General features: G+C 47.6%; 10 protein-coding genes. All 10 read right to left on the bottom strand.

Annotation, left to right across the window (positions count from 1 at the left end; genetic code table 11):
* Window position 1: 1 nt before the first annotated feature.
* Entirely contained in the window at window positions 2-1213 is a 1212-nt protein-coding gene (locus tag G8S19_RS05120; RefSeq protein WP_048212973.1) for a glycosyltransferase family 4 protein, read from the bottom strand.
* 14 nt (window positions 1214-1227) lie between these two features.
* The gene (locus tag G8S19_RS05115) at window positions 1228-2217 is read right to left on the bottom strand and encodes a glycosyltransferase family 2 protein (RefSeq protein ID WP_048212974.1); all 990 of its coding nucleotides are present in this window, start codon (window positions 2215-2217) and stop codon (window positions 1228-1230) included.
* On the bottom strand, window positions 2207-3592 hold the full coding sequence (locus G8S19_RS05110; protein WP_048212975.1) for a hypothetical protein: 1386 nt from the start codon (window positions 3590-3592) through the stop codon (window positions 2207-2209). Before G8S19_RS05110 ends, G8S19_RS05115 begins: the two co-directional genes overlap by 11 nt.
* On the bottom strand, window positions 3589-4800 hold the full coding sequence (locus G8S19_RS05105; protein ID WP_048212976.1) for a lipopolysaccharide biosynthesis protein: 1212 nt from the start codon (window positions 4798-4800) through the stop codon (window positions 3589-3591). Before G8S19_RS05105 ends, G8S19_RS05110 begins: the two co-directional genes overlap by 4 nt.
* Window positions 4797-6914, bottom strand: a complete 2118-nt coding sequence (locus tag G8S19_RS05100) for a polysaccharide biosynthesis tyrosine autokinase (protein ID WP_253686187.1) — start codon at window positions 6912-6914, stop codon at window positions 4797-4799. The genes G8S19_RS05105 and G8S19_RS05100 overlap by 4 nt, the downstream gene beginning before the upstream one ends.
* 2 nt (window positions 6915-6916) lie before the next feature.
* Window positions 6917-7474, bottom strand: a complete 558-nt coding sequence (locus G8S19_RS05095) for a polysaccharide biosynthesis/export family protein (RefSeq protein ID WP_048212978.1) — start codon at window positions 7472-7474, stop codon at window positions 6917-6919.
* 1 nt (window position 7475) lies between these two features.
* A complete protein-coding gene (locus G8S19_RS05090; protein ID WP_253686185.1) occupies window positions 7476-8762 on the bottom strand; it encodes an outer membrane beta-barrel protein in 1287 nt (428 codons plus the stop codon).
* Window positions 8752-10167 carry an undecaprenyl-phosphate glucose phosphotransferase gene (locus G8S19_RS05085; protein ID WP_061068418.1) on the bottom strand — a complete coding sequence of 472 codons (1416 nt, stop codon included), beginning with the start codon at window positions 10165-10167 and terminating at the stop codon, window positions 8752-8754. Before G8S19_RS05085 ends, G8S19_RS05090 begins: the two co-directional genes overlap by 11 nt.
* A gap of 450 nt (window positions 10168-10617) precedes the next feature.
* Window positions 10618-12030: a sensor histidine kinase gene (locus G8S19_RS05080; RefSeq protein WP_126320148.1), complete on the bottom strand. Its 1413-nt coding sequence runs from the start codon at window positions 12028-12030 to the stop codon at window positions 10618-10620.
* Complete coding sequence (tctD, locus tag G8S19_RS05075; protein ID WP_048212982.1) at window positions 12017-12691, bottom strand: transcriptional regulator TctD; 675 nt, start codon at window positions 12689-12691, stop codon at window positions 12017-12019. Before tctD ends, G8S19_RS05080 begins: the two co-directional genes overlap by 14 nt.
* Window positions 12692-12821 lie beyond the last annotated feature (130 nt).

The following is a 12821-nucleotide window of genomic DNA, read 5'->3' as shown; positions in this document are numbered from 1 at the left end:
TCTATGGCCTGCCCAGAAGTTCTTTATATAACGCCTGTAAGGTATCCATATGTTTGCTAAGCGCATATTTTTCACTCAGGCGTGCGCGCCCCCGTAAGCCCATGACACGAGCTTTATCCGGGTCATCAACCAGAGTATCCATCGCCTTCGCCAGTTCCTGCGCATTACCCGGCTCAAATAAAACCCCTTCAATACCGTCACGTATTTGTTCGGGGATCCCGCCAATGCGCGCCCCGATCACCGGTTTCGCGAAAGACATCGCCTCCAGCACCGCCATTGAGCAGTTTTCATAACATTCAGAGGGGAGGATCACCACACGGGCATGCTTAATGAGCTGATTGAGGGCATCCCCTTGTTGTACATAACCTAAAAACTCAGCTTCCGGGTATTTCGCCACTAACTCGTCATGCAACGGACCGTGCCCCACTATTTTCAGCGGAGCCGGGTTACGCATTTTCTGATGAGCGGCCAGCAACGTTGCCACACCCTTTTCACGGCTCAGGCGGCCGAAGTACAGTATATAACCGTCATCGACGACCTCATCGATGGGCTGGCTATCATCAACACCATTGACGATCACATCGATTCGTGATTTCGGCAACGTGCGGAGTAACACGCCGCGTAGAAAGACGCTCGGTGAAACAATGACATCCAGAGCCTGATAATTTTGGGCAATGTATTGCCAGGTCGCTTCTAACGAGAGCAGCAAGCTTTTAGAGGCAGAGCCTTCCTGACAGCGATAGCGGAAGGCATTGAAAACGGTACCGGTGATACAGGCATCACACACCTTCCCATCGCGTAACATAGAGTATGCAGGACAGACAATCTTATAGTCGTGCGCCGTCAGCACCGTTTTACAGCCAAAATTGCGCGCCACTTTAATCAACGCCGGCGTCAACTGATGGTAAATATTATGAAAGTGAACGATATCAGGGCGTTCTTTTTGTAAAAGCGCCAGCATTTTTTTGCAGGCCTGGGTGTTATGAATAAAGTTAACCGCGGTTTTGATGCCCCCCAACAGATTACTCTCTTTATGGTAATCGACATTGCTGACGAAATAATCCGCATAATCAGAGGGGAAATTTTTCTCATGCTGCATGGAAAAATCAATGACCTGCACACCAGCCTGTTTCAGCATGTCGCGTTCTTGAAAATAAACCGTTTCCGCGCCGCCTTTGATGAAAAAAAACTTGTTAACTAATAATACTTTCATGGCGCCTGCCCCGGTTATTCATGAATGATTTTATTGCTGGGCGGAGTCAGCGGATCGCGTACCGGATAAAAAATACCTTTGATCAACCCCGCTGAACGTACGATTAAATTAATAACGCTTTGCAGCCCATCTGTTAACGAGCGGTTTTGCACAATCTTCAACAAGGCAAATGCCAGTAAGGGTAGAAGCGCAACGGCAAACACGTTGATATTAAAGGTGAGCAGCGCAACAAATAAGAGAATAAGGTAGAGCGCAAATACCGCCTCATTCCTCACGATGTTGAATGACTGGGAAAACCAGGGTTTCCCCCAACTACAACGCAAAAGCTCACCCGGAGCCTGGTAATAACCGCTGGTCCAGCGGCGCGCCAGCATCTTAAACGTCGACAGCGTGTGTGACGTATGGCTGAAGTAAGGAATATCCAAACGCCGCAGTTTATAACCCGCTTCGATTAAACGCAGACCCAGCTCAGCTTCTTCATAAGCGTGCAAATTACGGTTGGTCAGATAACCAATTTTTTCAATTGCCGACCGACGATACAGTCCACCGCCTCCCAGATGATCGCTATCGCCAAGAGGATAGATTTTATTGATCCGCTGCTTACGAGACTTAAACTCATAGTTAACGGCATCATCCATTTCGACGGTACCGGCCACCCCGGCATAGTCCGGTTCCGCCTGCAAAAAGGCAACAGCCTGGTCAATGAAGCCATCTTCCAGCTCCATATCTCCATCCATCAGTAATAAATATTCCCCTTCGCTGTACAGATAGCCCAACTGATGGCCCACCCCACAACAGCGATCGCCTGGATCGGTGAGTGACACTACCGTGACGCCTTTATTGGCTGCCAACTGCTGGGTGTTATCTGTCGACAGACTGTCAGCCACAATAATTTTATGCGGATACCCGACCAACTGACGCCGAATGCTGTCGATCGTTTTCTCAATACCTTTAGATTCGTTGAGCGTCTTAATACTCACTGAAATAAATGGCTTATTGTCCATACCATCCCCCTGCACTGCGAAGTACGGTTCGACGAATCACTAAGCTCGCCCCCAGCGATAAATAGAACAGGAACTGTAACATCGGCGTAATCATCAATATCTGGCTGTAAGGTAAGCTGATTAAACAACTGATAGCGAAAGCGTTAAACGCGGGCGCAAAGCTCAGTAACTGCAGATCCTGTTTATCCAGCTGTTCAAGCATCAATACTGGTTTTGGCTGACATACTTTCAGAATATAAATAAACAAGCCAATAAACAGCAGCGTGCCAATAATGCCAACTTCCCACAGCAGCATACTCAGCGCAGTCGAGTCTAAAATCAGGTTATAGATAATGTTCAAAAACCCAGGGGAGACCGTACTACCACTGTTTGTGGCATTAAGCCCATAGCCAAATAATGTGCCCGACAGTCCCCATAGATCGTTATTTTTTAACCAGAACAGAAACGTTGTGAAACGCCCCAACTCTCCGGTCGACATGATGTAGTTCGGATCAAAGATATAGCTCAATGAATCAATAAAAATGCTTAATGAGCCTTTTGTCGGATCGCTGCCAAAAGCGGAAGAGTAGTACCAGGCCAGTATCATAATCGACAGGCCGATGAGCACCAGCATTCCTGCCACAATGATAAATAACGTCTTCAGGTTTACCTTACTGACATCTTTAACATAGCTCGGCGATATCCACACCCACGCCAGAAATATCGGTGACAGCAGGATGACAAACTTGACCTCGCCAATGATGCATAACCCTATTCCAAGGATGATATGCAGCGCTGCGGATTTAAACGTCGCAAGCCCGTGCTTATATTCAGAGAGTTTCAGCAACATAATTAACAGGCAAAATAACCCCATCGCCGCCGTATTGCCGCCACCCATTGGGTCTCCGCCGAATGTTCCGACCACGGAGTCCCATTTTTCATCTTCCCCGCGTACGGCCACACGCTGAGGAACAACCAGCAAAACCTGATAAATCATCACCGGGATTTGCGCATAGAACACCCAGTACAGATAGCGCGTCGCCCGATATATCTGCGATTCACGGCAAAAACCTAACAGCAAACAAACCATCACCAGTGATAACGCGATTTCGTTTTTGAAGGCCACAATTGCCACGGTGACCCCGCCCTGAATCAGGGTCGATGTTCCCGCCAGCACCAGAAAGGAAAAATACAGCGCGAGGATAATGGTTTCCTGTGCATCCAGACGCAGCGCCCCATCTCGCGTCTGCATCACCAGTAATCCCACCATCAGCAATGTCAGGAAAAACGGGATCCACAACACGGACTGCATGCCGGTGAAATACTGCACCAGACCACACAGGATCAGCGTTATAAAGGTGTAGACCTGTAAATAATTTCCGGTATTCAGTGTCATGGCGTCACCGGCTTGTTTTTCAGGAGATTGGCCCGCTTGTTCATTTTCAGGTAAATGAACGCATAGCGAATAAATGTCAGTGAAGAGAACAATATTACTGACGCCGCATAATCATGGTAAAAATAGGGAACAACCACAAACGCCAGTAGCACAATCGCCAACTGTTCAAGTTGGATACGCAGAAAATAGCGGTGCGAGCCAAAAATAAGCTCAATCACCGTTAAAGGACTTATCGCCAGCGCCGGGAACAAATAGGGCAGCATGTAGCGCGACGTCTCAATGGAGTTAATCCAGTCTTCGCTAAAACCCAGGCGCATCACAATGGGATAGAAAATAAAGACGCCTAAGGTACAGACAACCCCCAGCACTAGCAGCAGCATACGCACCTTCGTATACTCCTGATAATTGAAGGTGTTATTTCTAAAGTCGATGGACCATTTAGAAAAAATGGTATTGCGTACCGCGTTGCCGATAATCACTACCGGTGCCAGACAGAACCGGCTTACAACGGAAAAATATCCCGCCGTCAGCGCCGAAAACCAGAAGTTAATCAGCATAATAGGCAAGTTACTGCTCGCCATTGCCAGCACCTCAGCACTACCAACTTTAGTGATATGATGAATATTCTGTTTAAAAAATCGCAAATTACTTGCCGGGCGCAAATGCTGCGACGTCACCGAACGAATATCAAACGAATGAAAAATACAGCTAGTGGTCAGCAAAATCATGGCGCAGGCCCACGACCAGTAAAATGTCTGTACCTGGTGCGTGAGCAGTACCGAGAGCACCACCACCACGGAGACAGAAATACGCTGAAAGATTAGAAAATAAAAGTTGGCTGTCCGCAGCGATAAGTTTTCCGATATTAACGCCCACGCCGTTGAAAGCGTCAGCAAATAGAGAAACAGTATGTTCTGGTGAAACAACCACGCGGTCAGGACGGCATACGGTAACGCAATGAGCGCGCTTTGCAGCAAACAGAACACCACATTTTGCGCCAGCTCGTCATCCTGCTGTTTGGGAATCAACAACTGGGAGGCAAAGGTACACACCTGAGCCCCCACCACCGCGATACTGTAGTTGAGCGCATACAGCCCAACCTCTGCCATATCGTACTTATGTGAGATCAACCAGATAGACAGCGCACCAATCAGCTGCGAAACGACTGATGAACTGGCTATCGTAGAAGCGCTCTTCAGTAAACTCATACACGACCTGGCGTAGTCATCAGTTGGTCAGTATTGAAGTTCAATGAGCGCAACCCTTCCTGCGTTTCAAGGTTTTTTTCTTCGACCGCATTCAACACTGCGCCAATCACCACGCCCTGATTATCCTCAATCTTATCCAGTGCGCTGGCGATATTCTCCGCAGAACCGGTCCCGGCTTTCACGATGAAGATAACCCCATCAACGGCTCGTTTGATCAGTTGGATATCCTGACTTTGATTCACCGCTGCAACGTCAATAATAATGCGTTGATACTGCGACTTCAGTTCGCGCATCACGGGTTCAACGCGCTCTGACGACAGCATCAGTAAAGAGGAAATGGTCGTCTTACCGTGGGGAATGAAATCAAGATTTTCAGTGATCTTAACCCGTACTTTTTCTAGCGGAGCCTCTCCCTGCAACAGCTCCGCCACACCAGCAGAAGTCGCTGATGCCAGTTCAGAAGACAGGCCGTTGGTATTGAAGAAATCAGCATCAATAAGCAACGTTTTCTGATCGAAGCTGAATGAACTGGCCAACAGATTCGCCAACAGGGAGCGCCCTTCACCCTGCTCCGCCGAAGTAATAGCGACCGTCTGCAGCGATCGATTATCCAGCATAATTCGGGTGCGAATACCGTGGATGATATCGGCATTCAGCGGGTTCTTCAGTATCATATCCCGCACCTGCGCGCGTCCCGAAGTGCCGGTAAATCGACGAATTTCGCCCAATGGCTCGACATTGAGACGTTTCTTCAGACGGCTCAGGGTACTAATTGAATTATCCATTGCCGCTTTGACGATGAAATACATGATGCTGAATACCACAACCAACATCACCACCATCACGAGCAGCAACGATTTATTCGGCTTAGACGGCTTTAACGGGGGAACGGCTGGATCATACAGCACCGCATCCGCATTAACCCCGGACAGCGACAATTCCTGAGTCCGCTGATAAAGCGTCTTATACAGATCTTCCATTTTATCTAACGCCAATTTTTGGCTGTTCCAGGCATCCCGTTTTGATGCCATCTTCTGGAAGATCTCTTTTTGCTCAGCAACCTGCTGCTGGTAATTCTTTTCATCGGCCAGCGCAGCCAAATACTGCTGACGTAAGCCAAGTTTTAACTCACCCAGTACCCGACCCGTTTGATTTTGGATTGATTGCACATCGGCTTCTGCTTTTAAAATATTGGCACTTTTAGGCCCATACACTTTGCGCAGTTCCGACAACGTGCGCTGCGCCTGAATCAGCGCAATGCGTAAATCCTGAATTTGCGCATGATCAGAAACTGATGGCAGCGAAATGATATCGCCTGAAGATTTCCCTCGGCTATTTACTTCATTATAAACAGACTCCGCGGCGACACGGCGTTGGGTCGCATCGGCAAGACGGTTGGTCACAATGCTTAACTGCTCTGTTTCAAAACCATCAATACCACGGAAGGTCAGCAGCCCAGAGTTTTTCAGGTAGCTATCCATTTCCTCTTTTTGTTTCGCTATCGATTTCTGAATCTCTTCCATTTTTTCAAAGTTGAGATTGCGAGCCTGCTCTGCTTTCAGACGCTTTTGTTCTACCGTGTAGTTGATAAAGGCCTGAGCGACGCCATTGGCTATCTCAGCTGAAAGTTGAGGCGATGAAGATTCATAAGAAATAGAGGCCAGATTAGTGGTACGGATACCGATGACCTTCAGATCTTTCGACAATGTTTTCAGCGCCTGATCAACCCTCAGTTGCTGATCTTCACTACCAGAGCCGGGCTTCGCCCCGGTAAAATCCGGGTTTTCATCCAGCTTCAGATCGCGGACCGCCTGCTCGAGGATAATGCGTGACTGCATCAGCGCATATTGCGTTTCGTAATATCCACTACGCGTTGAATCAAAACCATCCACCTGTGGAAACGGCGAAACGTTATCGGCTTGTGCCTTAATCAGCACCGTCGCCGTCGAGACATATTTTGATGACATCATGCTGATCAAGGGATACGCCACTACCCCGGCAATAATGCCGGCCAGCGCGATTTTCCAGGCATTCTTTTTCAGTTCTTTGGCAAAGCGGGAGAAATCGACGGAGTTTTCTCGTTGCTTGCCGTTTTCCACTATAGATAGTTTCATCGTTAGAAGAACCCCATGCCAATAATCACGACATCCCCAGGACGAACAGAGTGCGTTAAATCAACATTCTCAAGTAGCTGATTACTACCGGAGAGGCGAATGTTGATATCTTTGCGATCTGCACGGTCAGTAAATCCCCCCGCCTGAGCAATAGCTTTCTCTACGGTAAGTCCCGGCTCCCAGGCGAATCCATTCGGGCTTTTTACTTCCCCTGACACGTAGAATTTGCGGAACTCGGCAAGACTCACGGTCACCATGGGATTAACCATGTACCCGTTGCGCAAGCGTTGTGTTAATTCAATATTCACCTGTTCTGGTGTTTTATCTTTTAAACCCAGCACGCCGATATAAGGGAAGTTTATTGTTCCACTCTTATCCACGATAAATTTCATCGTCATTTCGGGTTCCCCGTAAACAACGATATTGACAGTATCCCCCGCCCCAATTCGGTAATCCTCTGCCACCGCAGCAGGATCGTCCATTAATGGTGGCCTGGACGTTGTGCATCCGACCAACAGGATACTGAATAGCAAAAACGCGCACAGTTCTATTATTTTCATTTTAGATCTGAACCTTAGCTTTAAGCATAATCATAGAATTATCATAACCCAACGTTCTAATGACTTCCTTACTGTCGTCGGGACCGATATAAAACGAATCAGTATCCTTATTTGAATTCAAGGTATCTAATTGATATTTAATCTCAAAATTGACAGACGGCGTGTAGTCATAGCTCATGGTTACACTAAATACACCATTTTTATCATGTCGATCCTTGTTCTGTTTTTTATAGTCTTCCGTGGTGTATGAGTAGTCCAGCAAAGTAGAAAAACGATTGCCCAGCCAGAAATGCTGGTAAGAAATCCCATACTCAGTCACTAAGATATACCCCCCAACTTCCGAGGGATCTTTAATACTTTGAGCAGAATGGGCGGTGAAGACTGACTGATTTAACGGCTTCCACTCCCCCTTTATATCCCAGTTTAGACCATTAAAATCACTCGAGTTTGCGGCATTTTCAAATGTTTTGTACAGCCATGAAATATTCATGTCGACGTTGGTTTTCCCCGTCAACTGCGATTTCAGACCGTAAAGCAAATAGTATTCATTACTGTCTTTTTCTGAGTTGTTATCATAGTGACGCTGATTAGTAATAAAACTATAGCGAAAGCGCGTTCTGGAGGTGTATTGGTCAAAAATTTCAGCCACCAGACTATTTTCATGCCATTCCTGCTGCTGAATATAATTGTAAAAATCCGGGCTGGTATCCTGCACATCCGAGGTATTCCCGAACGTCAGTTTTTTATATAACAGTGCCAGTTCCGCTTTGCCGCGTCCATCTGGTGCGCCATAGCTATAGCGCAACTCACTGTTGATAAAATTATTCGTCAGTGGAGAGTTAATTCCATACTGGCGGAACTGGTTGGGCAAAAAGCCCTCTGTGATATCGCGGCCACGAGATTCATGCCCAATTGAATCTTCCAGATTCAGGGTTAAGCCGTGCATTTGCCCATAACGCCAGGCACCGTTAAAACGGAAAAAATGGTCGTTATAGTTATCGGCAGAATCGCTTGAGTAGTTACGATAATCGCCTGAATACATTAGCAAATACTTATCCTGACCGCGCTCACCGATCATACTAAACACAGGTGCCGCGCTCTGGAACGCTGAACCTATCGCATCGCGGTTATGGGGCTGATAAGTTACGTTATCATCATAACCGTAATCCACAGCAGTTTGGCCCTGGAAGTCGATCCCCGCAAAGCCAATGTGTGATTTCGGTGTTAGATCAGCCCATGCGGACTGCGATATCACGATTCCGGTAATAACTATTAATTTAGTATGCATTCTTACCGACAAATCCTTTGAAAATAGTTTTAATAATAATTTTTATATCCAGCCATAACGACCAGTTTTGAATATATTCAATATCATACTGAACGCGCTTTTCCATCTTATAAAGTGCATCGATTTCCCCACGGAAACCGTTAATCTGCGCAAGCCCGGTGATCCCCGGCTTAACTTTATGGCGGATCATGTAATTTTCGACCTGTTTGCGGTACTGTTCATTATGCGTAACCGCATGAGGTCTGGGACCGACAATAGACATACTTCCCTGCAATACATTAATGAATTGCGGGAGTTCATCAAGAGAGGTGCGTCGCAAGAAACTACCAAATTTTGTCACGCGCGGATCATTCTTAGTGGCCTGGATAACCGTATCGGAATTCTCCATAACTCGCATCGAGCGAAACTTCCATACCTTAATTTTTTGTCCGCTCAGGCCGTATCGATCTTGTTTGAAAAACACCGGACCACGGGAGGTAAGTTTAATACCAATAGCAATCGCTAACATCAGTGAGGAGATCATCACCATAATGATACTACCGAGAATCAGGTCTTCCGCACGTTTAATAAATGAACCGGCCCCTTCAAACGGTGAGCTAAAAATGCCAATGGTTTGCAGGTTGTGGATCGAGCGCAGCTTGGACATATTGTTACTGTAGGTATAAAAATCAGGAACAATATAGGTATCTACCGTGGTATCTGACATCATGGCCAAAAAGTGACGAATACGATGTAATGCCACCATCGGCAATGCGATATAGATCTCGTCGATATTCCCTTGCTTAGCCTCTTCAACCAGATTAATGACAGGACCGCGAAAGGGACTTTTTATCTTATCCACGATATCACCACAGCGGGACAACGCGCGTTCATCATAAAAAGCCAAATCTAATTTGATATTGGAGTATTCAGCTATCAATGCATTTTCTGCTGCCACGCCGTTGTCGGTAAGACCAATAATCGCCACACGAATATTTTTTTTCGTTGAATATTTAAAAATGAAAAAGCGAATAAAATAAAGAAAAGGTAAAGGAATGAAATACCAGTAAACAATAGGGGATAAAAATGACGGTGTCAGACTTGTCAGGTATCCAAGTGACTCCGGTTCGGCCACCGTCATGCTGATCACTTCGTTGAACGAGATTGCCAGCAGCGTACAGAAAAGCAGCCGTTTTTGGTTACGTATGCCGATGGTTTTTATCTTCTGCTGGTACATTTTTGTGTATTCAGCAAGCAACAGGAAAAACACTGAGAAGAGGATGCTCAGAATGACAATGGTCTTAAACGGCACCATATTTAACAGATGGGCGCTAAAAATTAATGTAATATTGATTACAATAAAATCGACCAGTTTTAAAAAGACTGGATATCCTTGACTGCTAATCTTTAGCGAATTTTTAAGCATATCTCAGCCCATTATTTATTGATATTTAATTGTTTTTTTCTCTTTTCATGTTGCTAATTATATCACAAGTCTAAAAAACGCAATGGTACATTGTCAGTAAATGTAAAAAATAATGTTGACTAGTGTGACTATCACCCACGTTCCATTTATATCATTATGATTTTCATCATTAATTTCCGAATGAACGTTTTATCACCACCGCCAAAAAAGATGAGAATTTACAACACAACCGTTATTGACAGATAGCACTTCGTAGACTATGAAAAGCCGTTATATGTATGACGAATAGCATAAATCGTTTCTCTTTTTCCCCTAAATAGCCGTTGAAATTAATTAACTGCACCGCAATACAGATGAGATCAATAAATCACTTTCCGTTATTATTAATAATGATCGGCTTTCTTATCTGTAATTTTCTTAAGAATAATCTGCACCAGTGAAATAAAGATATCAGTTCGTGATGCTTAAAAATCGTACTCGTACGCTCAGTCCTCCTAACGTATCGCTGCGCGACAACTGCGGGTGTGTACGGTGTAGACGCGCAATATCGTTGACCAGAGCCAGGCCTATCCCTGCCCCCGGGACGTTGCCGACGTTATCCAGACGATGAAAGGGCTGTAACGCCTGATGCACCTGTTGTGCATCAATACCTGGCCCGCTATCTTCAACCACCAGCACCACAGCTTCTCCCTCGCACATTAAACGCGCCGTCACCACGCCCTGCGCTGGCGTATATTTCAGCGCATTATCCAGCAGATTTCCGCACAGTTCACCGAGTAGCACCTCATCCCCTTCAATCCACAGCGCCTCCTGCTTCCCTTCATACCCCAGATCGATAGCTTTACTGCGCGCCTGCGCCAGACGGGTAAAACAGCTGGTTTGCACCACGTCATACAGATTAACGGGCGAAAAGTGCCTTTCCCCTTGCTCTTTACGCTTCACCGCTGAAAGCTGTAACAACCTTTCCGTCAGCTGAATAGTGTTATCCAGCGTGGTACTCATGGCTTGCAGACTCTCGTACCACTGCTGCGGCTGCTGACTGGCGAGAGCCACCGCCGCCTGAGTTTTCAGCACTGCCAGTGGTGTTTTGAGCTGATGGGAAGCATCTGCGCTGAAGCGTTCCTGGCGGGAGATAAGCCCTCGCAGTCGATCGATATAGCGGTTGAACGCGACAATCAGCAAACGGGTTTCCGACCACGGCAGCAGCTCAGGCAGCGGCGTCAGTAGCCCCGGCTCACGACGCACCATCAGCGAAGACAGCTGGCGCATCGGGCGTAACACCCGGCGCAGCAGCCAGCCGACCAGAACCAAGGTGAGCAGCACCAGCAGCCCTTGCGAAACCCACGAGGAAAACAGCAGCTGTCGCGCCAGATAGCGCCGCGATTGCAGCGTTTCGGCGACATAAATTTCAGCCATGCCGACAATACCGCCCTCATTGACCGGCTGGAGCAGGCGTGCCACGCGGATCGCCTCACCGCGATATTCCGTGTGATAAAACCACGCTAACGCCGGATACAGCCGGGTACGCGAGGTCGCGGGCGGCATGGCCGGTAAATCGTCATAGCCCGAGATAACCTTCCCCGCCGGATCGACCACCTTGTAATACAGCCTGTCGTTCATGTTCAGTTCAAAGCTGTCCAGTACCACCCACGGCACGTTGACTTCCAGGTGTTTATTGCGCACCACCAGCCGCTCAGAAACCGTTCTGGCCGATGAGAGCAGCGTCCGGTCATACGCCTGCGTCGCGGCCTGTAATGCGCTAACGTAGCTGTTAAACGCCGAGAGTCCCCACAGCAACAGCAGCGGTAGCCCCAGAAACATCAGCAGTTGCAGGTACAACGACTGGGGCTTAACCCATCTCATCGCAGCGTTCCAGCACATAACCCAGGCCACGCAGCGTGGCTATACGCACGTCGCTCCCTTGCAGTTTCTTCCGCAACCGATGGATATACAGCTCAATGCTTTCGGGGCTGACCTCATCGCTCAAACTGAACACCTGCTCAAACAACTGTTGACGTGAAACCGGACGCAGTCGACGGTACATCAGGACTGTCAGCAGGGCCTGCTCACGCGGCGTAAGCGCCAACGGTTGTCCTTGCAACAGAAAGTAACCTTCATCATGAAACGCTAACGCCCCCAGTTGCTGTATCCCTTGCACCTGGCCTGCGCTACGCCGCAGCAAGGCCCGCAGCCGGGCATCAAGCTCTTCAATCTCAAACGGCTTAGCCAGATAATCATCGGCCCCGACGTTCAGTCCCTTCACCCGATCGGCTACCGCGCTGCGCGCCGTCAGCAACAAAACCGGCAGCGTCTGCCCGCGTTTGCGTAGGCGCTGGACGACTTCCAGACCATCCAACCCCGGCATGTTGATATCCAGTACCGCCAGCGCGTAGGTTTCACTGTGTAAAAGATGATCGGCCGACTGGCCATCAAACACGCAGTCGACGGCAAAACCGTTTTGCACCAGCGCTTTCTCCAGCCAGTGAGCTAACTCACGGTTATCTTCCGCTAATAAGAGACGCATATCACATCCTGTAAAGTTTCTGCCGCATTGAAAGGGAATTGAAAGGTTAATGTTTTAACAATCACGCAACCGAACTGCTACACATCGGCTCACATAATCACAAAAATCTTCTTCCGTACCCGAAAATCCG

The sequence above is a fragment of the Citrobacter sp. SX206 genome (genome assembly GCF_024181025.1).
Classification (GTDB): Bacteria; Pseudomonadota; Gammaproteobacteria; order Enterobacterales; family Enterobacteriaceae; genus Citrobacter; species Citrobacter youngae.
This window is presented reverse-complemented; position numbering and strand designations above follow the sequence as displayed.

Bases quoted from the DNA above. Each gene is read 5' to 3' on its own strand.
- G8S19_RS05120 (WP_048212973.1), bottom strand. From the start codon at position 1,213: ATGAAAGTATTATTAGTTAACAAGTTTTTTTTCATCAAAGGCGGCGCG.
- G8S19_RS05115 (WP_048212974.1), bottom strand. From the start codon at position 2,217: ATGGACAATAAGCCATTTATTTCAGTGAGTATTAAGACGCTCAACGAA.
- G8S19_RS05110 (WP_048212975.1), bottom strand. From the start codon at position 3,592: ATGACACTGAATACCGGAAATTATTTACAGGTCTACACCTTTATAACG.
- G8S19_RS05105 (WP_048212976.1), bottom strand. From the start codon at position 4,800: ATGAGTTTACTGAAGAGCGCTTCTACGATAGCCAGTTCATCAGTCGTT.
- G8S19_RS05100 (WP_253686187.1), bottom strand. From the start codon at position 6,914: ATGAAACTATCTATAGTGGAAAACGGCAAGCAACGAGAAAACTCCGTC.
- G8S19_RS05095 (WP_048212978.1), bottom strand. From the start codon at position 7,474: ATGAAAATAATAGAACTGTGCGCGTTTTTGCTATTCAGTATCCTGTTG.
- G8S19_RS05090 (WP_253686185.1), bottom strand. From the start codon at position 8,762: ATGCATACTAAATTAATAGTTATTACCGGAATCGTGATATCGCAGTCC.
- G8S19_RS05085 (WP_061068418.1), bottom strand. From the start codon at position 10,167: ATGCTTAAAAATTCGCTAAAGATTAGCAGTCAAGGATATCCAGTCTTT.
- G8S19_RS05080 (WP_126320148.1), bottom strand. From the start codon at position 12,030: ATGAGATGGGTTAAGCCCCAGTCGTTGTACCTGCAACTGCTGATGTTT.
- tctD (WP_048212982.1), bottom strand. From the start codon at position 12,691: ATGCGTCTCTTATTAGCGGAAGATAACCGTGAGTTAGCTCACTGGCTG.